This window comes from Marinobacter sp. X15-166B (genome assembly GCF_001752365.1).
In the GTDB taxonomy this organism is placed as follows: domain Bacteria; phylum Pseudomonadota; class Gammaproteobacteria; order Pseudomonadales; family Oleiphilaceae; genus Marinobacter.
In genome coordinates, this window is the sequence record NZ_MEIY01000001.1 from 2,170,326 (window position 1) to 2,192,653 (window position 22,328).

Consider the following 22,328-nt stretch of genomic DNA (forward strand, 5'->3'; position numbering starts at 1 on the left):
CCTATGACGTGGTTGAGCGGGGGTCTGCCGTCATAGCGTCACGGGGGAGGTCGTCGTCCGGGAAGACCGTGTCGTAACACCAGGTAAATACAAAGGTGTACACCAGATAAAACACCACAAACGCCACGTCGACCAGCAGCGCCTCAAGCAGCCCGATATTCAGCCACCAGGCCACGATCGGCAAAAACACGAGCATCAGTCCCAGTTCAAAGCAGAGGGCGTGCACCACGCGCGCGCGCAAGGATTTTTTTGTGGAGCCGGTGCGCGCTTTCAAAACGCGGTCGAACAGCAGGTTGTAGGCATAGTTCCAGCCGGTGGCTATGGAGGTGCCTATTACGCTGAGCATGCCGAATTCCCCCAAGGGGTATTGGAACATCAACGTGCCCAGAGGAATAACCAGCACTAAGCCGATAGCTTCAAACGCAACAGCCTGGCGGATTCTGTCTTTGGGGGTGCGCATGGCGAATCTCCGAAACCTCCGGCCGACCCGCTGCCCGGATTCAGTGGGGTCGTTCCCAGAAGTGCAAGCAAAAAAAAGGTTACGACGCGAATCGTAACCTTTGAAATCTGGTAGCAAGGGGCGGAGTCGAACCGCCGACCCCAGCATTATGAGTGCTGCCAGCTAACGTAAGGTACTGATTTACATAGCGCTGGATTGTACGCTCTCGCCCACAAATGTCTATACGTGCTTAACGGTGCCCACAGGGTGCCCACAATATGCCCACAGCGTGATTTCCAGCCATCCCCAGAAAACCTCATCTCTGTGATCTCGGTCACGCCAAGCAGAACTTATACGCACAAAAGTATTGCCACCCATAGTTATGTGTGTATAATAGTATTCATCAAGTCGAGACACGCAGAAGGAACGCAGCCATGAACAAGTCCAAACTCTTCAAAAACGCACACAAAGTTGCAAAGGCCACCGTCGCGATTGTTGGTGACTACATGATTGCTTTCTCCCTGGCCCTGAAAGCCGCGTACAGCGAGCTGAAAAACAACATGCAACAGAAGCTGGAAAGCCTGGGGCTGAGCGTTTGGGGTGCAGATTTCGGCAAGGCGCGCATCTACGTAAACATTGAAAGCCTGGCTGCTGTTTTCGGACTGGACATCGATTTTTACGGAACCGGCAACATCTCAATCGCCCACCTGAACGGCAAGAAAATTTCAAACAGTGCGGCGCGCCGGCTGATCGAGGATAAAATCTATTTTGATATCGCCCGAAACGAGTTTGTAGGCACAGAGTTGACCCCGATTATTTAAACCCCGCGCTTGGGATAGGCGCTTACAAGAAGAAGCAACACGGAGAATTACCATGACAGACATGATTGGCAAAATCGAAGACGATACCACCCGTGCATTCGCAGTGGCCTGTTACGACATGAACACTATCGAGGAGCTAACCAACGTCGAGCCCGATGAAATCGACATGAAGCAGTGGGGTATTACGGCGGATCAGTGGCGCGAGGCGGTTGAGGCGGCCCGCACTGACCTGATAAGCAAGCAAGACGGGTAAACAAGTCAGCGCCGGCCCGGAGTGTGGGGCCGGCCAGCAACATATCGGAGTAAGCATGAGTAACGAAAAATCTGCCAAGCGCCCGAGCCATAGGCCCAAAGAAATGGAAGGCGGCAAGCGCCGAAACGTCTACATCGATGACGCCAGCTGGGAGATAGCCCGCCAGCTGGGCGGAGAGAAGCGGAACGCCAGCGAGGGCATACGGTACGCGCTGGCCCTGGCCTCCGAGCAACAGGCTGATTAAGCGCCACTATGTCAATGTGACCCCCTCGTCGCAAAAAAATCCCTTAAAATCAGTGGGTTGGTTTAAGAAAGGGTGCATCTAGCGCGGGCGACGCAGCCTAGCGCAATCAACAAGTTACGCACTGTATATTACAGCAGTATCCGAAACGTTAGTTCGGGCTAGGTCACATTCTATGACTTGAAGAATTTGGTGGGATTGCTCACATTTTCACAATTCTTAACAGATGTTTCTTTGCGTATTGGCTATGGTTGACCGCCAAAGGAGGGGGCATGCTCAAAAGGATGTTGTTTTTATTCGCAATAACCGCACCGGCCTATAGTTATAGCGCGGTATATCAGTGCAAGGTTAACGGTCAGACCGTATTTTCGGATCAGCCTTGCGGAAATGACGCGAAAAAGATTGAGATAAAAGCGCCGACCACTCAGGGCGGGGCGTCGATGGCCGGGGACGGGGTGCAAGACTTCTTACGGCACCGAGAGAAAAAACAGCAGGTTGAAAGAATAGACCGGGACATCGATCGGTTGGAAAAGCAGAAGACGAGGGCGCAGCGAAACATGGATAACGCTCTGATCGATTACCAACGGCAACGAGCACGAGCAAACAACAATTTAGCGGGTGCCATTTGGGAGGGCTCACTGGCAAGCGAGGCGGACGTTATGCGTCAGAGGTATCAAACAGAAATCGATGGTGCCGACCGCGAAATAAACAGGCTTCGAGAAGAACGAAATCGCATCCTAAGTGAATAATAAATAGTTAAAACAGGGAAAAGTAAATGTCGGCGTTTATCACAGAATCATTGTCCCGTGATGAGAAAATAGAGCAGATATTCGGGCTGCACTGGTTTGCCTGGGTCCCCGTAATTATTTGGGCAGTTCTAGGTTTCTTCACCTTTGGAATCACGCTGATCTATGCAGTATATAAAGGGCTGGTATTAAAGAACATGGAGCAGGGGGTAACTAATAAACGAGTTATTCTCAAGCGAGGAATTATCAGCCGTAAGACGGATGAAATTAAGCTTTCCGCAATTGAAACGGTTCAGATCGACCAAGGAATATTAGGCAGGGTTTTCGGATTCGGGACTGTCCGCGTCACCGGTCGGGGGATCAGCGATCTTAATTTCAAAGGCATCGATGATCCCATGAGCGTTAAGCGTGAAATCGAAAACTCGATATCGGCCTGACTGAAACCAGGCCAGAGCCGGCAGTAATGCCCAGGCGAACGCGACACCTGCCCAATGGTGTGACTGCAGTGAGAGAGCTGCTCCCCAAGAATAGAGACCTCGGTGCTCTCACAGCATCACTCAAACATACTGCGTCGTGGTCGGCAGGTCAGGGGCTTCCCCGATGATCTGTTCACCCTCGACCCACGCTTTTTTACCTGCCTCCACCAGCCCGCCTTTTAATCGTACCAATTGCCCATCGCGGCGGGTTGCCGAACTGGTGCCGTCGGTGTTGACCTGATCGATGGTCACGGTGTAACGCCCCGCGCGGGGTAGCAGCTTCTGGAATCGAGCCCAGGGGTTAACGGTTGCCATCTTTCAGCTCCAATTCGAGATTTTCAAGCGTGGTTTTCAGCGCGTCGGTTTTCGGGCTCAGTCCGTCATACTCGCAGACCGGGCAAACGAAGCAGCTCTCCGGAATGGCCAAGTTCATGCCTTCTATCAAGGCGTCCAGAAAGGCCCGCTCGGCTGGGGTGCAGCGTTCGGTGCGCTCTTGCTTGCTCATTGGTAATGATGCCTCTCTACCTTTATCGTTTGGATCACTCGGCCGGTGCCGGGTTTGCTGACACCCACACTGACACTGAGCACGTTGCCGCGCCAGGTGTTGGCGGGCTCCTGCGTGTCGCGGTACTCGATCACCATAGCAGGTTCGATCAGTCCGGGGCTGCCACTGGTGGGCAGCACGGTTTCAATGGTGACGATCTCCTGGTCGCCGCCTGCGGCGATGGCGGTCATACCCCGCTCGCGGCACTGGGTGGCCTCCACGTTCAGATCGTCGAATATATCGGGGGCGGCTTTGTCGCCCGCAGTGTCGCGGCGCACCACGTCCACGGCCACGCCATCGGTAATGCCGGATACAAACACCGCGTTGTATTCAGGCTGGGGCTCCCACTGGCTGGCGTAGCTGATGACCAGCGTGTCCTGCAGTATCGCGTCGATAAACTCGATGGGCTGGGCGTCGTAATCCCAGGGGCCTAGCTGTTTGTACCGGTGTTTGATGTGCAGCTCGTCGGTGTCCTGGTCGGGTACCACGATGGCCCCCTGGGCGCGGGCCAGTTCCGCGACCACTTCCATGGCGGTCTTGTCGTTCCAGCCCCACGCCCCTGATGGGATGACGTAATCGCTCAGCCCCTGCTGGCGGACGATGGAAAATCCGGTGTACTGCAACTGGTCGGTCATGACCTGGGTGGCGGTGCTCTGGCTGGTCACTCGTCCGGTCCGCTTGGGGGCGTAGGGGGCCGCCAGCAGCTGGGCGCGGGATACGCCGCTGATCTGATACGTTTCGCGGGCAAACGTCCGGTCTAGCCGGTAGCTCTCGACGATGAAGCGCCACGTATGCCCGTTAACGGTCGCGTCCACCTCGGCGGGGCCGTCAGCGGTCGGGCGGATCTGGTTCATGCTGGCGCGGTTCATAATGGTGCAGCTCATCGACCAGACAAAGCTGTCGGCGTCCAGGCTGATCCGCAAATCCTTGAAATCCAGCGGGGTGTTGGTGCTGACTTCAATCAGGCTGCTGGCGTTCATAATGATGTACGTCCTTTTGTTCTCGGGTTCCTCGGGCGGCTCGCCCAGGGGCGCATCGGGCTCAATGGCGCTGGGGAATTCGACCTCGGTGCCGATGCGCGGTTTTCTGTCCCAGGGGTGGACAGTGAGACCGTCGAGCGCGTCCTTCAGCGACCAAGCCGGTATGTCCGGCTGGCTGTCCACACTGCGGGTCGGGATGATCGGCGCTACCAGTATCGCCTTGGGCACCAGCTCGAAATCCACCACCAGCGCCCCGGGCGGGGTGTAGGGTGAGCGGTGCAGGTTCAGGGTCTCGGTCTGCTGGAGCTCCACCTTCTCCGGGGGTGGCGGCTGCCAGTTCAGTATGCTGTCGCTGGCCGTGTGCGGGCTGGCCACGTCGTGGGCCGGGGGCACGTTGAAGCCCTGCACCTCGCCGGTGTCCCGGGCGGGCAGCTTGTCCCAGGCATGGGCGCCGTAATCGCTGGCATCGTCCTGCGCGGTGTACTCGCCCCATTGCGCCCGCTCGGCGGTCAGGTCGAGGGGGGTGGCGGTGTGGCCACTGAATTGCCGACCCCGTGCGTCCTTCGGTGGTACTGGCCCCCAGGGCTTGGCATCGGCGGGCAGGGCGAGGCCGTGGGCCTGGGTGCTGCCGAACTGGCGCCCCCGCCCGTCCCTGGGTAACCCGTCGGCATGCGGCAGCAGTCGCCCCTCCGCCAGCTGCGGGCGAGCCTGGGCGCTCAGGTACCGGTGACCGACCGCCAGCGGCGGCTTGCGGTAAACGAAGCCGGTGCCCGCTGCGGCCAGGTCAAAGTCCAGCGCCAGCGGGTCGGTTACTGGGCTGTACGGTGTCCCCAGATCGAGGACAACCGCCAGCGGGTCGGCTTCGGGGGCGTAGGTCATCGGTTAGCCACTCGCCTTTTCCATGAAAAACTGGCGGGCCTCCAGCGTTTCCTCGGGGGTCAGTAGTCTGTCAATTATCAGCGCGCCGTAAAAACGACCCTCCATCAAGTAGGTTCCGCCGCCGAGAGAAAACAGCTCGTAATCGAACGTCGCATCCCCCGTGTACGCCTCCAGGGCAAGATTGTATGTGCCGGTGTTTACACCATTGATCTCGTGAGAAACGTCCGGCTCTCGGGCAGTGTTCACCGTTAGTTCAAGCAGGGACGCCTCCAGTGGGTCAACCTCCGCCGAGTGATGGTAATCCGCATACCGGGAACTATGAGACTGGGATTTCGCCGCGAAATAGCTGAACGTAAAACTGTTGGTTGATGGGCTGTCGTTGACGGCCGCGTAATACATTCCTCTGTGCGCACTGGTTCCCTGGTTTGCGCCCAGAAGGCCATGAGTCGTGCCGGCACTTCCGGTGGGATCTACCCACACGGACATCATGGTTGTCATGGCGGTTCCGTCATGCAAAAACCGCATGCCACTCTTTGAACCAGCTATAACCATGTAATGTTCGCCGTTCGCTTCTAGCCAGTGCCGCGTGCCGTCGGTCTGGTACACGGGGCGGCTGGCTTCGTCGTTTTGCAGAGCGTGGTTGTTTTGGCCGGACAGGTCTCTCATTAGCGCAACCCGCTGTCCGCTACTCGTCACCGGCATGGTTCCGTTGACGTCTTGGAACAGGGTAGACAAGTCGCTTACGTCGTACATGGCCCCTATATCATCGGCCAGGATAAGCTCCGCAGGCGTCCATACATTACTAACCGGCGCAAAGTTCGGGGACGGCTCTGTCGGTGGGGTGAAATACTCGGTATAGCGAGCCACGCCCTCGGTAATCCTTACCTCATCGATGTAGCCCTTGAAAACCTCGGACGTATCATGAAAAGCCCCAATCCACCAGGGCGCGGTTCCACTTGTGTCCACTGCGCTTTGCATACTGGCGACTTCTGAGCCGTCCAACCAGATCTTCGCCACGCCTTGGGCATCCCGGGTCGCCGCTACGTGGTGCCAGGACTGGCCGGTAACGTCCACAACACCCGCAGGCGAGTACAGCAACTCATCGTCGCCACCTGCGGCGCTCCGCATGTATAAAAGCAGGGACTGGTCAGAATTCACCCTGAGCACCAGAATCGGGTTAGGGTTCGATTGCGATTGAGCCGATACGATGCGGCCCGTTTGGGCGCCCTCAACCTTCATAAACGCTTCAAGTGTAAACGGACCGGAACCAATATCAGGGATTCGGTCCGTTTCCACCCGCGTGCCATTACTGCCGTCCAAGTGAACAGATCCCCCAAAAACGCCCCCGCTGGGTGAGATCGAGGCGCCTTTACGCGGTGTTATTACTGCTGGATTTTCCGAGATGTCCTCAAGGGTCGGCCCGTCCATTCTCATCAGAAGTGTAACCTTGCCCCAATGCGGGTCACCGGCCACGGTTACGGTAACTTCCGGCGCCACTGGCCCATGCACCATCGGGCGATAGAATGGCCGCGCAATCATGGCGGCGGTACCGTAGGGCTGACTGGTCTCGGTGTCCACGATCCAGACGGGCTCCTCTGCAGGCAGGTTGCCCGCTCCGGTGGTCTCCCAGACGTGGCCGTTCGGGGTGCTCGGATGCACACGGTCACCTACATTCACGGCCATATCAGGGGTAAATGGCATCCCATAATCGTCGAATGCGACCACAAACACCTCGTCGCCATACCCGCCCAGCAGATCGATCGAATACTCGCCGGTCTGCGGGTCGCTGGTGGCGTGGCCCAGGCTTTTGCTCAGATTGATGGTGGCGCCGTCGATGTCGTGAATAGTCGGGTCGTAGCCATAAGCGCGAACCTCGCGCTCAGCGGGGGTGCCGTCGATCTGAACGATGCCGGAGACCAGGGCGGTTTGGGGCGATACGATGTCTCCCGTCTCCTTCATTTTTTTAACACGTGGCAGACCGTCCACAATTTCCCAATAGTTATCAAAATCAAAATATTCGGGATAATTCGCCGGGTCAGCGGCTTGGGCGACAGTCAGGTTCACACCGACGAAGCTAGGTCCAGCGGATGCCCGGGTGGAGTATTCGCTACTCCAAACCCCAGAGTTTCGGTAGAAAGCCCCAGATCCGGAGCCGTTTGAAATGACGGCTGTCCCCCATGACCCGCTCGGAACAACGACAAACGTTGCGGTCTCACGAAAAATGCCCAGATTGGTCACATAACCCAGTAGGCCGGCGCCCCGGGAGCCTCCGTGGTTAGCAACACCAATGGCGCAAACGCGTTCAACTACAGCCGACCCATCAACGAGGCCCGCCAAGACGCCCCCATATTTGCTGCTGCTACCTCGGACGCCGGACTCGTTGGTGATTAGGTTAAGGTTTCTGACCTCCGCATAGGATAATAACTGGGAAAAAAAGCCATAATGGTCGGCGCCATCGGTGGCGACAACTTCCAGGTTGCTTATCGTATGCCCCTTGCCGTCTAACTTCCCATAAAAACGAAGCGGTGCCCAAGGCCCTGGAAGGGTGATGTCAGCGGCCAGTTCGTATATAGCGTGAGGGTCATTTACCATCGCAATCAGGTCTTCAGCGGTTGCTATAAGGTATGGACTTTGCGCTGTTCCTTTGCCTTCCATCAGTCTGCATCCCCCCTGTTCTGTGTAGCGAATTGGTCTTCTTCCTCCACCGCTCGGCCTGCAACGATGGTGCGGGCGACCCAGAACGGCGCCTGGCCGCCGTCAGTGTTAAACCGCAGGGTATTGCCACTGACCCAGCCGCTGCCCCAGCCCTCTTTGCGGACGGTGAAATAGGGCGCACCGGTGGCCAGGTTGGTGGGTGCCAGGTCGGTGGCGGTGTTGCCGGTGGCGACCACACCCACGGTTTCGCCGATCACCTCAAAGCCGCTGGAGCTGGTGAAGCGGATGGCCCAGCGTTCCTGTATCGCCCCCTGGTTGGTGACCTCGATGGGGTGGCTGACCAGATTGTATTTGGCAGTGGTGTCGTTGCCGATCAGTTCGTCAGACCAGACCCCGCTCCAGGCCTGCTGGTGGAATGTGTTGTGTGCTCGCGCTCTGAGGTCGCCGTAAAGAAGTGCGGCGCTGGCGATGGTGTCGCCTGCGGTGTAGTCCTGGGACAGCGGAATGTTCAGGCTGATCTGCCCGCCGATCTGCACGTCGGTGGCCAGCCCCATGTCCTCGACGCGGTTGTACACGGTCAGCGGTTCGGTCACGGCGTTGGCCTCGTCGTCCACCAGGCTCAGCGGGTCGGCGAGGGTCAGGGTACCGGCGTCGGTGTCCAGGGTGTACTGATCCGCCGCCAGCCGGTTGCCGTTGGCCCCCTCCGCCCACACCTCGGCCTGATTGACGCGCCCGAAGTCGATCACCTGGCCGGGGGTGGCGGTGACCACTTCCTGCTGCTGGGTGTTGCTGACGACGATCACGTCGCCCAGGTTAAACTGCGGCACCCGTCCGTCGCTGGGTAAGCGGGTCGCATCGAGGCCCACCAGCGAAGCGTCCAGCGGCAGAAACGAGTAACTGACCGCGCTATACCGCACGGTGCCGGGGATGATCGGCTCGCCGCCCCACTCGATGGTTACCAGGCCGGTCTGGGTATCCACGAAACCGGTTACCCCCTCGGCCCCGCTCAGGTTGCCCGCGGTGTCGGCGTTCAGGATCAGCTGGGCGCCGGTGATGTCGGTGGCGTTGACGATCAGACTGCCCTCGCGCAGCGGCGCGCCCGCGGTGCGGAATATCGTCTGATTGGCCGGGGCCTGGCCCAAGGTCGTCAGGCACGACACCAGCGTGACCGGGGTGCTGGTGGGGGTGCTGGCCGGGTAATCCTCCAGAGTCACCAGGCCGGTGGCGTAGTCGATGCTGCCGACCGCGGTGCCGCCGTTGGTGACCGGTGACCAGTCCTTGATGATCGCGCCGTTCTGGTCTCGGTACTCGGTGCCGCCCAACTCGAAAATCACGCTGTTGGGCACGATGTGCCGGTTGCTGGTCGGGGTCAGGTCGATGGTCAGCCCGGGGATGGGGCGCGTCGTGCTGCGCACCTCCACCGGATCGCCCGGGTCGGCCCAGGTGATGCTGGCGCTGGTGTCGGCGTAGGTCTCGGTGGCGGTGCCGGTGTCGTTCTGCCAGTAGTTGCCGCTGCCGAACCGGGATTTTTCCCTGTAAACCTTGTAGACGTAGCCTTGGCGGGGGTCGAGACTGATGGCGCCGGTGGCGTAGTTCACCGTACCCAGCGACGCGCCGCCCTTACTGCGCCGCAGGTTGCCCGCGCCGTCGTCGGTCAGTGTGACCTCGATGGCCTCGTGGTTGATTGTGTCCGACTTGCCGGAGCCGCTCAGGTGAATCCACTTTTCGGTGATCCGCTGCAGAGTGATCTGGATGCTCACCGACCCCTCGCGCATGGCCGCGCTGGGGGTGTAGTCGGTGCTGCCGGGCTCGCTCAGGGTGAATGAGTCGGCGACCTTGTTGGTGCCCTGCCAGTCCTGGTAATCGATGGTGTAATCGCCGTCGCTGGGCGTCGGGGCCGGGTTGGGGTTGATGAAGATCAGCCCCGTTGAATAGCTCACCGTGCCGCTGCCGTCGCCCGTCAGGTTGCCCGCGCCGTCGTCGGTCAACGTGTACGGCTGGCCGCCAGTGTTCCAGTTAACGACCACGCTGCCCGGGGACAGGCTGCGCTTAATCGAGGCGCTGGCGTAGTGATAGGTTGCTGTTCCCATGCTCATGCTGTGATCCCTTATGCGGCGAGTTCGCCGACCTCAAAACGGATGGTGGGGGTGTCGGTGATTGTGGCGCCCGCTTCGATGACCGACCCCTGCTTTTCGCCCCAGGCGATGATGATGTCCGTACCCGCATCGGGCAGCGCCGCGAGGGTGAACGATGCGGTGCCGGTGGCGAAATCGAGGGTGCCGGTACCGTCGCCCGCCAGCGTCCCGTCGCCGACCTCACGCAACAGGTACCAGCTGCCCTGCGCGCGGTATTCCACGGTCAGGGTGGCGGCGATGGCGGCGGGCTCGGTCTGGTACACCCACGTCAGCGAGCGGGTCTGTTGATTGACCTCCAGCTTCGCCTGCTTGGTCTGCTGGTTGACGGCGGTGCCGGGGGTAAACTCCAGGGTGGTGGAGTAGTTGACGCTGCCACCGGTGTAGACCGCGCGGATCTCGCCGTTCAGGTAATCGACGACGGACTCGTCCTCGTCCAGCCGGGTGTTGCCGCTCACGTGCTCCAGCCGCCCGCCGCGGTCGATGTAGGTGCCGTTGCTGCCGGTGATTTTCAGCGTCCCGGGCACAATGGCGCGGCCGGTGTAGTAAATGCCGGCGCCGTTGCCGTCGGTCGTCACTCCCGTGATGTTGCTGATGGTCACAGTACCGGCGCTGGTGGGCCGGATGATCGCCGCCTGGGCACCGGCCGCTCGGTCGGTGATGGCGTTCTCGGACTGGGCGCTGGGCACCAGGGGCGAATAAGCGCTTTTCACCGTGATGGTGCGGTCGCCCGACTGCGCCGGAAGCGCTAGCGGGGATGCCCCCATGTACCGGGCAGCATCGGCCACCTGCGTTTGCAGGATTTTGGTGTCGGGGTTCCGGTTGCCGGTGGGGTCGGGGTCGCTGCCGGTGATCTCGGCCTGCAGCGGCTGCGCCAGTTCGATGGTGTAGGCTTTCAGGGTGTAGCGGTGAAAGCTGCTACCGCGGTCCTGAACAAACACCTGATCTTCGATGTCCACGCCGGTGACCCGCACGTATTCGTTATCGTTGCCGCTGTTCAGCACAAAGATCTGGCCGGGTTCCGGGTCGCGCTGGTTGTGCGGGAACGCGAGCGCCTGAATGGCGCGCTGGCCCTCCAGCTGACGCCCCCAGATCCAGAACGGCGCCTCGCTGCTGGCGACCACGTAGCTCTCGATCCGGTCCTGGGCGTCCGTGCGCCGGTCGGTGTGGCTGCCGGTGGTGAATAGCAGGGCGTGAACGTTGGGGTCGGCGGGCAGCTGGCTCAGCACCGTGTGGGCGCCCAGCAGCGTGTCCTGGTTGGCGGCGTTGATGAATAGGTAAAGTTTGCGGAGGTTCACGCGGCCATAGACCCGATCCACTCGCGATATATCGGGAAAGGTGTTGTTGATCTGGCCGCTGACGACCAGGCGGCCACTCATGCGCCCGCCGCCGTCGTCGGTGTCGGCCATGGCCTCGGATTCTGCGAGAACGATCTGGTCGCTGGTAATAGTCACGGGGTGATCTCCATTAAATTCACGGTGATGGCGTAGTAGTGTTCGCTGCCGGGGTTGGCCAGTCGGCGGATAGGCCTGGCTTCTATAGCCGGGCGTCGAAACATTACAGAAAAGCTCCGACCCCATAGCGCCAGCGTCATAAGCTGACCCGGGGTTTTGGCCAGGTCATACAGGGCCTCGACTGTGGAGCGCTCCACCCACACCTCGCGGCCGCCGTACAGGGTGATGGGGCGCCCGTCCTGGCGCTCACCCTCCTGGACCACCAGGTTACCCGCCAGGCTGTAATCGGTGCTGTGCTCGACCGGTGTCCAGTCGAACTCGTCGCGCCAGTCCAAGTCAGGCGGCAGGTCGATAACGGTCACCCCGTTGGTGATGCTGATTTCGAGGCCCATCAAATACTCCTTAACCCGGCTTGCTCCAGTATCGTTAGCAGGCCCTGCTCGTCGTCGGTCAGCACTTCGGTCTGACGACCTCCGGGGGCCTGCAGGACGATAGTCTGGCGAGGGGCGCTGGCCTGGCTGTTCTGGTTGTTGGTGGTGGTGCTGCGCTGGCGCTCAAACTGCTGCCGCTCCCGCTCGGCTTGCTGTTGCTGGCGGGCCCGGTCTGCGGCGGCTTTCTCGCGCTCGTTCTCGGCCTCGCGTCGGTTGCGCTGCTCTATCTCGTTGATTTTTTCCAGCTGCTGCAGGGCCTTGTAATAGTCGGCCGCGGCGGCGTCGGCGCCGGCCTGGCGGGCGGCCTCCAGCTCTTTCTGGAGGCGGCCCCGCTCGGCTTCGTATTGGATCTGTTGCGCCCGTTCGGTGTCGCCCTGAATGTCCGCCAGCCGCTGTTCCAGCGAGCTCAGGGTGGACTCGGCGCTGGCGTTCAGGCTCTCCATTTTTGAACGGGCTTGATCGATGGCCCCCTGCAGACCCGCCAGGCGCTGGCTGTCCAGCAGGTTGAATTTATTGGCAGCGGTGGCGGCAATGCGGTTGAGCTGGTCGAGCGAATAACTACCATCGTTTACTCGGCCGGCCAGTTGCTCCATGGCCACGGCCTGCTCGTAGAACTCCTTTTTCACCTGCGAGGCCGCCAGCGCGGTGTCGGCGAACCATGACGCCAGGCTGCTATTCATGAGGTTGCGCCGGGCGGCGGCGAGCTCTTCGGTCCGCTGACGGGCTTGCTCCAGGGCCTCGGTTGCGCTGACGCTTTCATCCACAAAAGCATTGCTGCCGATCTTCTCTTCAAACAGGTTGCGGGCGGCAGCGCTCAGCTGGGTGACGGACTCCCGAGCGGCGGACAGGGCTTTGCCGAAGGCGTTACCTAGTGCCTCTCGGAATTTTTGGGCCTCTTCTGCAGCCTCTTCCTCAGCGTCTTTAAGCTCGTCAACTTCCTCTGCCAGCCTCTGGGTTTCTTCGGCCAGCCGTCGGGTGCTGTCCGCGGCCTTGTCCGCCTTGTCGGACAGCATGTCGCCAGCCTCTTCCGCTTGTCCTTTAACTTCGAGCAGCGCATCGCGCAGGCTTAGGTTTGCGGCGGTTACCTCCAGGGCCTTAACGGCGGCGGAGTCGCCGGAATTGATCACGGAGGTGGCGTAGGCCTGGAATGCTTCCTTTATCTCGCGCTGGGTAGCGGTACCGCTTTGGGTAATTTGTTCAAACGCGGCTTTGGCTTTTCTGGTGGTCTCTTCCAGTTGGGCCTGACTGGTAACGCCCAGGTCTTTGTAAGCATTAGCGAGCGCTTCCGCGTTGTTGGTGGCGATTTCAGTCTCTTTTCCTGCCTCTTTGGCATCTTCCGCCAGGCCTAAAATGGCATCACCCGACTTTCGGGCTTGTTCTTCGACTTTCTTTAACTGCTGCTCGGCAGGGATGAAGGCAGTAACCACGCCTTTGCCCGCTTCCAGGGTTTTGCGACCGTACTCAACTGTTTCTTCAGCTAATGCGGCAGTGGTAGCTCGAGCCGCTTCTGCCTTGGCCTTTATATTGTTGTATGCCTCGTTACTGACTACCCCTATCTGGTTGAGTGCCCACGTCAAGCCCTGGGCCGCGCTCATCAGGTTTGAGAAGCTGACAGAAAGGAAGGTAACGAATGTTGCAACAACTGTTCGCAACCCGTTAAACACGGCCATCACGCCACTGCTAACCGATTTAACCGTATTCCAAACGCCGGTAAATCCAGCAGATATCGACTCGGTGTTACTGAGTAGGCTGGTTGCGAGATCTTCGCCCCATTTAACTAGGTCACTGAACATCTGGATCAGCTTGTCACCAGATCCGGACTGGTCGAACAACTCCATAACCCGATTAGTGGCTTCACCAACGGCCGGGGCCAGCTCAGCGCCGATTCGACGGGTCAGGCCGAGGATTTTGGTATTGATCGCGTTATAAACGTCGTTGGCCTTGTTGAGCCTGTCCAGTTCCTTTTCGGAGTAGATCGCGCCTGCCTGCGACGCCTCTTCAGCAATGGCCCGCAGCCCAGCGGCGTTGTTCTCCAGCAGCGGCTGCATTTTTGCGGCGTCAGCGCCCAGGGTTTTCAGCAGCCCGACCTGATCGCCTTTGGGCAGTGTTTCAACTGCGGCCGCCAGCTTTATCATCTGCTGGTCCGGGGCCAGGCGGCTGAACTCTTCGATGTCCATGTTCAGGGCGTCGAACACCTGGGCCGCTCGGCCAGAACCGGTGGCGGACAGGCGGCCCAGGCGCTCGGTTACGCTGCCCAGCATTTTGGCCACGCCGTTGCCGGATATGCCCACCCGGTCGCCGGCGATCTGCCACGCTTGCAGGGCCTCGCGGTTGACGTCGATTTCGTTTTTCGTATTGGTGAGCTCGTCAGCGACAGCGGCCTGGCTTTTTGAAAATATGGTCAGGGTGGCCGCGGATGCACCCACGCCCGCCACAATGCCGGCCGCGGCGGTGGCCACGACTTTTAGGCCAGAGCCCAGCTTGCCCAGCAGGCCGGCGGACTTTTCGGACTCTTTGCCGAGTTTTTCAGTGCTGTCGGCGGCTTGGTCGGTGCCCCTGCTGACGTCTTCGGCGGATTGTTTGACGTTGCGCAGCTCGGCGGCCATCTCGGACGCCTGGCCATTAACACCTTCGATCTCTTTATTGATGCGGACCTGTTCACTGGCCAGATCCTTGGTGCTGATGCCGGCACCCTCCAGTGCCCCGCGCAAGTCGTTCAAGTTGCGGTTGTTTTCGACCCAGGCGGAGCTGGTAGCGGCGGCCGCTTTCTTGGCACGCTCGAACTCCAGGGTCTGGGCGCGGGTGGGGGCCTCTGTTTCGGATAATGCCTTGCCCAGCTCGGTGGCGCGGGCGCGGGCGGCCTGCTGTTGATCGGCCAGTTCCTTGGTTTCGCGTTTGAGCTCGGCGAACTGGGTCACCAGCCCCTGCTGCTCGCGCAGGTCGGTTAGGCGCTCCGCCAGCCCCTGCATCTCTTCTGAGGTTTTCCCCAGGCCGTCACGCAGAGCGGCGGAGTTATCGGGCAATTCGACACGGCCGGACTTTTCCAACTCCTGCAGATCGCTGATCAGGCCCTCAACGCTTTTGAGCCCATCGACCGCTGCAGAAATCAAAAGATTGACGCGCTCGTCGTTTCCTCCGGCCATGCCTTATCCGCCTCCGTTTAGATCATCGCCATTTCTTGGAACTTACTCAGACCGGCGCCGGTGCGGGTCTCGTCCGCCAACACGGTACCGGCGAGGGTGAGCTCGGCGAAATCATCGCCGCCATGGCGCTGGAACCCGGACGTCGGCGACAGCTTGATGCGGAAATAGGTCGCGTGCATCGGGTTGCCACCATCCACCGCGTTCAGACCTTCCCAGCGCAGTTCGTACAGCTGCTGCGCGGCAGTCAGCGCCTGGATCAGGTACTGGGGATTCCGCTGATAAGAAACCTTTAGCTGCTTCTCTTCGTTCTCATCGGCAAATGTGATGTTGACCGGCTCGTCCTTGATGCGGATGCCGTGAGGGGTCCGGTCGTAATCGTCGCCCTCGACCAAAGAAACCGGGGTCTCCGCGTCGGTCGCGACGGTGATGGCTTGGTCGGGGTCGGGAATGTAGCGGAGGCCCACTCGGGCTCCTGACCACGCGCTCACCACCTCGTCGTTGACGGCCTGCTCTCCGACCAGATCCGCGTTGGCCAGAAATGCGGCCGCGAGGTTCTGCGGGGTGACGTCGTTACAGGTGGCCTCGAACGTAAACGAGGTGACGCGCTCGGTTACGTCCAGCTCGCCACCGGCGGCGGTGGTGTAGTCCTGGCGGGATTGCCGGTCGATCTCGATTGACTCACTGAACCCAGTCACGTTGCCAAGCTCGAACGGGCGACCTCCGCCGATGGGGCGGAGAATGAAACGGCCACGGCCCTGGTAACCGCGGGTTGTAGACTGTAATGCCATGGTGAAATCCTCTTATGGCTGGGGTTTTGTTGTCAGAACGTAACTGACGGTTACCGTGTGCAGGACACCGGCGATGTTTGACCCACCAGCGGGGGGTTGATATTCCCCGCCGGAGATCTCTATATTCATGGTCCCCGGCAGCTCATCGATGCCGGTCAGTCCGGACAGGGCGAGCGCGATGTCCTCGTCCAACCCGTCCAGCTCTGGTTCGTAGTCTCGATCAGCCGCATCCACCAGGCCGATGATTTCGAGTTCGCGGGTTTTGCGAACGGTGCGCGGTTTAACGGCGGCGTTAGCGCTGGACGATGTGCTGACAGCAATCATTGGCAGATCGGTCTGTTCGACCTGCAGCAGCTCGGCCCGTCCCCGGGTTACCCTCAGTCCGGCGTCGGTGTGGAACCCACCGGCCATGGTGATCGCCTCCAGCGCCTGGATTACCCGGTCGGAAATCTCGGTACCCCGTGCGATCATCGTTTGTTCTCCTGCTGGTTGGCGTAGGCCAACTGGCTTTTGTACTCCGTCACCAGATTTCGACGTATATCTGGCCGCAAATCATCCCGCACACCCCGGAACACTTGATCGACTGATGGGCCATACAGGTGCTTGATGTCCTTGCGGCCGGGGCCAGTCCGAACGAACACCCCCATCTGGCCGGACCCCTGCAGCGGAACCATGAACGCTTTGCGCATTTTTTTGCGCCCGCCAGCCCGCCGGACTGCTACAGAGACCCCCGCCTGCTTTCTTCCCGGGGCGATAGCGCGAACACCGTCACCACGGGCCCCGGCTGCAGCTCGGGCCATTTGCTTGGACCCGTACCGAGCTAAGCGGGTGGGGCGCTTGCGCCCGGAGATCACCGCCTCGGGGTTTTTGGCGGTGGCTTTCTGGGTGATGGTCAGATTCTGGTTAACGTAGGCGGCGGGCAAGCGCACCTGTTCGCGCACGGCCTTGCTGGCCGCGGTGCGGTATTTCGAGGCCACCCGGTTCACGGCGCGAAACTGCGCCCGCTCGGCCGCGCGGACCGTGCCCTGTAAGAACTTGCGGGCCTGGCTGAACTGGCGGCGGTCTATCGTTAGGCTCATCTCAGCACCAGTTTTATCATTACGCGCTCGTCCTCGCGGCCAGGCAGCTGATAGTCCACCCGGTAATCCTTACCACCGACATGGACCAGGGCGCCGGGCTTGATGGGCGGATACTCACCCACCAGCACGCTGATGGTCATACGGGTCTCGACCACTTGGTCGTATCCGGGCAGCTCGACAACCTCCATAGAGGGGATGGCCCGATGGTCGGCGCCGTTGTACTGGATCGGCTCGCCGAATGCCTCCATACAGCTCTCAGCGGTCAGTCTTGCAACATCGATCATCGGTTTATGCTCTCTATAAGCCGGTCCAGCTTGCCGCTTATCAGCCGCAGGTCGGTTTTCATGTCGTCCAGCTGCTTTTCGGTGCGCAGCTGGTCACGGGCTTGTGCCTGCCGGATGCTCTGGATTGAAGTTTCATTCAGAGAGATCCGCTCGTCCTGGCGGGCCTGATCCTTGGCGGCAGTCCAAGCTAGGCCCAGTAATGTTACGAATATTACGGCGGGCAGCCTCTTGTCCACGTACCAGCCGCTTGGGCTTTCTGTTGCTTGTTCTCCGCTCATGAATACACCTTGCCCGACTGCATGATGCTGGCCAGTTCGACGGATCTGTTCCCGACCTGAGCCGCCCATTTTGAATCAAGCATCTCGCGTGCAGCGGCGGCGTAATCCCTGCGTCCAATGGCGCGCCACATGCGGCGGAACCCCATCAGGCCGTTAAATCCGAGGTTAAAACACATATTCGCGATTACGGTCTGGCGCACCGGGTCCAGCCCCCGGTATTCGGCGACCGTGACCAGGTAGCGCTCCACCTCGTCGATGTCGTTTTTCAGCATCAGCTCGGCCTCGTCCTGGCGGATTCCGATGTCATCCAGGTTGCGTCCGTAGCCGACCGTAAGCTTGCCCACCGTGTCGAGATAGGGCTTATATTTCAGGCCCTCATGGCGGGCCAGTTGGTCTTTCAGCAGTGCTCGATTCACCGGATCCCCCTCGTGATTGGTGGTCTTTGTCCAACGCCCTGCCGAAGCAAGGCGCTGGGAAAAACCACGTATTAGGCGCTGAGCCGCACCAGCCCGGTGCCTGATGGGTTGACCGCCGCTGCGGCAGCGTGACCGATGAGCGTGTTATCCGTGGAAACGGTCGTGGCTTTGCTGCCGTCCCAGTAGATTTTTGCGCCTTCGGTCCACGCCTGCGCCGAGGTTTTCGGCAGGCTCCATACACCGGTAAGCTGGCCCTCGAAAGCATCGCCCGCCTCGGCCTTGTGCAAGGCCACCGCGAACAGATCACCGACGAGGTACCCGCCACCGGAAACGACACCGCCGGCCGGGGCGGTGAGGGTCAGCACCTGACCCGGTTGGATGAAATTGTTGGCCATGGTCTGATCCTCTTATTTGCCAGCGTTAAAAGCGGCGCCACGGTAGTCCAGGGCGGCCACACCAAAATCGTGGCGGACTTTGTACTTGGTGCCGTCTACGTCGAAGCCCTGCTGCATCTCCAGGTAGGGCTCCTGGTTGCCATCGAGGAAAGCAACCTCGATTACCGGCGCCTCGTCAGGGGATGCGAAGGCGTAATAACCGGTACCGGCCAGGCGTGGGGTGTCGATCACGTCGGAGAACAGACCGCGCACCATGTTGGGCTTTTGAATCTTGCCGCTGGTGTCGGGGTCGTACTCGGCGCTATTGATCACGCGCGCCGTGCCGCCCAGCCCCATCGGGACCAGCAGGTTCGCCGGGCGCAGGTCGAGGAAATCGTGGTCGCCGATGTCTTTCTGGCTGGCCATCAGCACGCGCAGGGCCTCCAGGCTTTCCACGGACAGCGCGGCGCCGGTGCCGATGTTGTTGTGATCCGCATGGAACAGGCTCTTTCCGTCGTCCATGGTCGGGCCTTTCCCGCCATTTTCCGCCAGCAGGGCATAAACGGCGGCCTCGATGGTGCGAGCGGCCGCCCGGCCCAGCATATTGGACAGCCCGATGAAGGCGCCCAGGTCGTCGTTTACGATGGCCTTGCGGGTCAGCGCGATGATGTTGCCCACGGTGTCGGCCTGAATGCTGGCCTTTTCACCGTCGGGGATGGCTTTTTGCTTGAACTCGCCGTGCTCGTTCAGGGCGTCCAGGTTGCCCAGACTGCCCACGCGGTAACGGCTGTGCGCGCGGAAATCGCTTACTGAACCGGTGGCGCAGAAACGCGACCAGGTATCAGAGGCGGAGGCGTAGGCGGTTTGGAGGGTTTTGTGCATGGCGTCTTCCAGAATCACCGGGAAATCGCTGGTGCCCTGGGTGAATGCGTTGGCCACAATTTCCATCTGATCCAGGCCGCGGGTGCGGGACCCGGACGCCTCCAGCGAATCCTTGGCGATGTCGAGCAACTTATACCCGCGGTATGGGTTGTTGCGGTCGGCTTTGACCCCGGCAATACCGGCCCGGGCCACGATGGCCTCGACCGCCGCGGCGCGTTTTACGTCGCGCTCATCCTCGACCACGGTCACGCGGCCCTGAATGGGGGCGGCGTCTTCCGCCAGCTTGGCCAGGATCTTTTCGCCGGCCTTCTCGGCAGTAATGCTGAAATCATCGAGACAGGCGGCTTTTAGCTCGTCCAGATCGTCGCGACCTTTGAACATGTCAAACTTGGCGTTGATTCCGGCACGGCGCGCGGTCTCTTCCTGCTGCAGACGGGCGCGGATCTCGTCCTCGGTTTGGGCTTTGGCCTGCGGCTCAACCGCCGGCTGGTTTACGGGATCAGGCATAGCTGGTTCCTCTGGTTTACGTGCGGCGGTTACCGCGGTTTGGGTTTGTTTGGCGAATCTCGGAAAGCGGGACAGATCGAAAACTTTTTCGATGCTGGCCGCGATGGGTAGGGCTTCGGTTACCTGGTTGACGTAGCCGGCGGCTTCAGCTTCAGCGGCTGTAAACCAGTGATCTTTCCCGTCTTCCATCAGCGCCATAAACTCTTCGGGATCCTTGCCTGTTCCCTCGGCATAGGCGGCGGCCATGGCCTGAGCGTGCTTGTCCATAACGTCGGCCATCTCGCGCATGTCGGCGGCGTTGCCCATACTGAAGCCCCAGGGCGCATGGATCATGAACAGGGCATTGCTGGCCATGTTCACAACGTCGCCGGCCATGGCGATCAGGCTGGAGATACTGGCGGCAATGCCGTCGATCTCAGTGGTGACGGTGGCGGGGTGGCGCTTGAGGGCGTTATATATGGCCAGGCCGTCAGAAACCGACCCGCCGGGAGAGTTTATGCGCAGAGTGATAGCGTCGGCATCGAGCGCCGCCAGATCCTTGACGAACGTGGCGGCTGTTGTGCTTTCGTCGTCCCAGCTGTCGCCAATGTCGCCATAAATAAATATCTCGACGGCATTGTCGGCGCGGGCCTTGATTGAAAACGGGTTGTGCTTGGTGGACATGACGGCATCCCTAGATTTTTGGATGCTGTCAGGTTCTCAGATGGGACGCGACATTTTTACCGGGGACATGTCGCGATCTGCATTAATCGTCGTCGTCCGCGTGCATATTCTCGCTGATCGTCTTCCATGCCGCGTCAGAGTCGAACACCAGGCCGCGGGCCTTAGCGTCCTGGCGGAATTTATCGATCTGATCAAGCACGTCCAGCGGGTTTACGCCACGCTTGCGCATAACCTCGGCCTCCGAGGCAAAGCCCGCACGTACCAACTCCGTCCAGGCCTTCGCTTCTTTAAGCGGATCGATCCACGGCATGGACTGGCCAATAAACAGCGCATCGTTGGCGGATTCGGGGCTCATGCCGCGCGGGATCGGGACCACACCGGACAGATCGGCAGCCCTCACGAAACCCTCCCAGATGGGCTGGACCATGTTGCCGACGAACTCGTCGGTCAGAGTGGCGTAATTCACCCACTGCTCGACCAGTTCCTGTCGCTGCGACGAGAATGTGCCGTTGTAGTCACGGGCTACGCTGCTGTAGGTAGCACCCACGCCGGCGGCGAGCGCCTTTAGCTGGCCCTGACGGAATGTGATCAGGTTGGGGTTCGGGCGTTTCGAGTCGATCATACCGATCTCTTCGCCGATCTCCAGGGTGTCGATTATCGTCCCGGGCTGCATGCTGATCTCGCGGGGCTCGATGTTGCCCTCGATGTCCCTGGGCAATGTGTCAGGATCGAGCATCTCAGGATTGCCGCGCTTGACGTAGGCGGTCAGCAGGGCGGAGATCTTGGCGGCGACGCGCTCCGATTCCTCGTAATCCTTTATATCCTCCAGGCGAGTGATCACACTGGCGAATTCGGACACGCCACGCACCTGGCCGATACGGTCGGTCGATGCAATGTGCAGGACTTTATCGGCGGTGATCCGCTTCATGTCGTCCCGACTGCTGGACAGCATGACGATGCCGTCGGTGGGGTGGTTTTTGTGAACCCAGTAGGCGCGAGGCCTGCCCCATGCACTCAGCTCTATGCCCTGACGGACCCCCAGCCTCGTGTCGTTAAAAAACGGCACCATGTCCGGCTCGAACATCTCCAGCGAAAACGGCACGCTTGACCCGTGGGTAAGCGCCGGCACCGGGCCGGTGAGCATCTGCGCGAAACTTTCGCCATCCCTGATCCATGTGTTTGCCAGTAACCGCTGGACCCGGGCCCAGTGGTATTGACCGGTCACCTCGGGTTTCATCTGCCACTCGCGCCATGCGTCCAGCAGGGCCTTGGCGTAATCCTTGTGAACCTTGCCGTCGCTGCTGCGGGGCTGGGGCTCGATGCCAATGCCCTTGGGGCCGACGATGTTGGTGGTCAGGGTGCGCAAAATACCGCGGGTGATGTCGTGGTTTTGCTCCAAGTGGCGCACCTGATTGCGGATGGCAACCGCGCCCTGGAATACTTGCACGTTGGGGCCGCCAGAATCGCGGCGGAATTTTCGCGTGCGCGACGGCTTTGCGGCTTCGTAATAGGCCTGGATCCGGCGGGCATTCATGCGCCTGATGCCCTTTTCGGGGCTCAGCCAATTGACAAGGCGATCAGGGAGGGTGGGGGTTACTGGGTCGGCCATCAGTCCAGCCTCGCGACGGAGAAGCCCAGGCCGCCAATGGTCGGAGCCCGTGACGCGCGGCTGCGCTCGGCGTTTACTCGCTGCTCCCACTCTTTCCGGCCCCGGATGATGTCGGGCAAGTCTGACATCGATACCCGCCGGCCTTCAAACTGGAATTCCCGGCCCTGCAGCACGGCGGCCTCAGCGGCAAGATATTTGGCAAGCATTTCTGTGGCGGTTGGGGTCGTCATATTCGGCACCTATCAACGGAGGGT

Annotated in this window: 24 protein-coding genes and 1 tRNA gene; 5 read left to right on the top strand and 20 right to left on the bottom strand. The window is 60.5% G+C overall.

Annotated features, from left to right (window positions below; translation table 11 throughout):
* Position 1: 1 nt before the first annotated feature.
* Positions 2 to 460, bottom strand: coding sequence for a PACE efflux transporter (locus tag BG841_RS10185; RefSeq protein ID WP_070057555.1), 459 nt, complete (start codon positions 458 to 460; stop codon positions 2 to 4).
* A 108-nt stretch (positions 461 to 568) separates the two neighbouring features.
* A tRNA-Met gene (locus BG841_RS10190) sits at positions 569 to 670 on the bottom strand.
* A 203-nt stretch (positions 671 to 873) separates the two neighbouring features.
* On the opposite strand from BG841_RS10190, the gene BG841_RS10195 reads away from it, so the two are divergent.
* The 5 genes from BG841_RS10195 (at position 874) to BG841_RS17160 (ending at position 2,937) form a co-directional block, all read left to right on the top strand.
* Positions 874 to 1,260, top strand: a complete 387-nt coding sequence (locus tag BG841_RS10195) for a hypothetical protein (protein ID WP_070057556.1) — start codon at positions 874 to 876, stop codon at positions 1,258 to 1,260.
* A gap of 52 nt (positions 1,261 to 1,312) precedes the next feature.
* Entirely contained in the window at positions 1,313 to 1,513 is a 201-nt protein-coding gene (locus BG841_RS10200) for a hypothetical protein (RefSeq protein ID WP_070057557.1), read from the top strand.
* A gap of 55 nt (positions 1,514 to 1,568) precedes the next feature.
* Positions 1,569 to 1,757: a hypothetical protein gene (locus BG841_RS10205; protein ID WP_070057558.1), complete on the top strand. Its 189-nt coding sequence runs from the start codon at positions 1,569 to 1,571 to the stop codon at positions 1,755 to 1,757.
* A gap of 269 nt (positions 1,758 to 2,026) precedes the next feature.
* The gene (locus BG841_RS10210) at positions 2,027 to 2,503 is read left to right on the top strand and encodes a DUF4124 domain-containing protein (RefSeq protein WP_070057559.1); all 477 of its coding nucleotides are present in this window, start codon (positions 2,027 to 2,029) and stop codon (positions 2,501 to 2,503) included.
* A gap of 26 nt (positions 2,504 to 2,529) precedes the next feature.
* On the top strand, positions 2,530 to 2,937 hold the full coding sequence (locus BG841_RS17160; protein ID WP_070057560.1) for a PH domain-containing protein: 408 nt from the start codon (positions 2,530 to 2,532) through the stop codon (positions 2,935 to 2,937).
* A gap of 120 nt (positions 2,938 to 3,057) precedes the next feature.
* Here the strand turns inward: BG841_RS17160 and BG841_RS10220 are convergent, their stop codons facing one another.
* From BG841_RS10220 to BG841_RS10305, 18 genes are all read right to left on the bottom strand, one after another.
* Positions 3,058 to 3,291, bottom strand: coding sequence for a hypothetical protein (locus BG841_RS10220; RefSeq protein WP_070057561.1), 234 nt, complete (start codon positions 3,289 to 3,291; stop codon positions 3,058 to 3,060).
* Positions 3,278 to 3,481 carry a hypothetical protein gene (locus BG841_RS10225; RefSeq protein WP_070057562.1) on the bottom strand — a complete coding sequence of 68 codons (204 nt, stop codon included), beginning with the start codon at positions 3,479 to 3,481 and terminating at the stop codon, positions 3,278 to 3,280. Before BG841_RS10225 ends, BG841_RS10220 begins: the two co-directional genes overlap by 14 nt.
* Positions 3,478 to 5,379, bottom strand: coding sequence for a hypothetical protein (locus BG841_RS10230; protein ID WP_070057563.1), 1,902 nt, complete (start codon positions 5,377 to 5,379; stop codon positions 3,478 to 3,480). Before BG841_RS10230 ends, BG841_RS10225 begins: the two co-directional genes overlap by 4 nt.
* A gap of 3 nt (positions 5,380 to 5,382) precedes the next feature.
* On the bottom strand, positions 5,383 to 8,034 hold the full coding sequence (locus BG841_RS10235) for a LamG-like jellyroll fold domain-containing protein (RefSeq protein ID WP_070057564.1): 2,652 nt from the start codon (positions 8,032 to 8,034) through the stop codon (positions 5,383 to 5,385).
* Complete coding sequence (locus BG841_RS10240; RefSeq protein ID WP_070057565.1) at positions 8,034 to 10,130, bottom strand: hypothetical protein; 2,097 nt, start codon at positions 10,128 to 10,130, stop codon at positions 8,034 to 8,036. The genes BG841_RS10235 and BG841_RS10240 overlap by 1 nt, the downstream gene beginning before the upstream one ends.
* A gap of 11 nt (positions 10,131 to 10,141) precedes the next feature.
* Complete coding sequence (locus BG841_RS10245; RefSeq protein ID WP_070057566.1) at positions 10,142 to 11,620, bottom strand: hypothetical protein; 1,479 nt, start codon at positions 11,618 to 11,620, stop codon at positions 10,142 to 10,144.
* The gene (locus tag BG841_RS10250) at positions 11,617 to 12,012 is read right to left on the bottom strand and encodes a hypothetical protein (protein WP_070057567.1); all 396 of its coding nucleotides are present in this window, start codon (positions 12,010 to 12,012) and stop codon (positions 11,617 to 11,619) included. The genes BG841_RS10245 and BG841_RS10250 overlap by 4 nt, the downstream gene beginning before the upstream one ends.
* A complete protein-coding gene (locus BG841_RS10255) occupies positions 12,012 to 15,194 on the bottom strand; it encodes a hypothetical protein (protein ID WP_070057568.1) in 3,183 nt (1,060 codons plus the stop codon). Before BG841_RS10255 ends, BG841_RS10250 begins: the two co-directional genes overlap by 1 nt.
* 17 nt (positions 15,195 to 15,211) lie before the next feature.
* On the bottom strand, positions 15,212 to 15,982 hold the full coding sequence (locus BG841_RS10260; protein ID WP_070057569.1) for a hypothetical protein: 771 nt from the start codon (positions 15,980 to 15,982) through the stop codon (positions 15,212 to 15,214).
* 12 nt (positions 15,983 to 15,994) lie between these two features.
* Positions 15,995 to 16,453, bottom strand: coding sequence for a hypothetical protein (locus BG841_RS10265; RefSeq protein ID WP_083260239.1), 459 nt, complete (start codon positions 16,451 to 16,453; stop codon positions 15,995 to 15,997).
* Positions 16,450 to 17,061, bottom strand: coding sequence for a phage tail protein (locus BG841_RS10270; RefSeq protein WP_070057570.1), 612 nt, complete (start codon positions 17,059 to 17,061; stop codon positions 16,450 to 16,452). The genes BG841_RS10265 and BG841_RS10270 overlap by 4 nt, the downstream gene beginning before the upstream one ends.
* The gene (locus BG841_RS10275; RefSeq protein ID WP_070057571.1) at positions 17,058 to 17,345 is read right to left on the bottom strand and encodes a hypothetical protein; all 288 of its coding nucleotides are present in this window, start codon (positions 17,343 to 17,345) and stop codon (positions 17,058 to 17,060) included. The genes BG841_RS10270 and BG841_RS10275 overlap by 4 nt, the downstream gene beginning before the upstream one ends.
* Positions 17,342 to 17,623, bottom strand: a complete 282-nt coding sequence (locus BG841_RS10280) for a hypothetical protein (protein ID WP_070057572.1) — start codon at positions 17,621 to 17,623, stop codon at positions 17,342 to 17,344. The genes BG841_RS10275 and BG841_RS10280 overlap by 4 nt, the downstream gene beginning before the upstream one ends.
* Positions 17,620 to 18,039, bottom strand: coding sequence for a glycoside hydrolase family protein (locus BG841_RS10285; protein ID WP_070057573.1), 420 nt, complete (start codon positions 18,037 to 18,039; stop codon positions 17,620 to 17,622). Before BG841_RS10285 ends, BG841_RS10280 begins: the two co-directional genes overlap by 4 nt.
* Before the next feature lie 71 nt (positions 18,040 to 18,110).
* Positions 18,111 to 18,434, bottom strand: a complete 324-nt coding sequence (locus BG841_RS10290; RefSeq protein WP_070057574.1) for a DUF2190 family protein — start codon at positions 18,432 to 18,434, stop codon at positions 18,111 to 18,113.
* A gap of 12 nt (positions 18,435 to 18,446) precedes the next feature.
* Complete coding sequence (locus BG841_RS10295) at positions 18,447 to 20,465, bottom strand: ClpP-like prohead protease/major capsid protein fusion protein (RefSeq protein ID WP_070057575.1); 2,019 nt, start codon at positions 20,463 to 20,465, stop codon at positions 18,447 to 18,449.
* Positions 20,466 to 20,547: 82 nt separating this feature from the next.
* On the bottom strand, positions 20,548 to 22,074 hold the full coding sequence (locus tag BG841_RS10300) for a phage portal protein (protein ID WP_070057576.1): 1,527 nt from the start codon (positions 22,072 to 22,074) through the stop codon (positions 20,548 to 20,550).
* Entirely contained in the window at positions 22,074 to 22,304 is a 231-nt protein-coding gene (locus tag BG841_RS10305; RefSeq protein WP_070057577.1) for a hypothetical protein, read from the bottom strand. The genes BG841_RS10300 and BG841_RS10305 overlap by 1 nt, the downstream gene beginning before the upstream one ends.
* Positions 22,305 to 22,328: the final 24 nt, after the last annotated feature.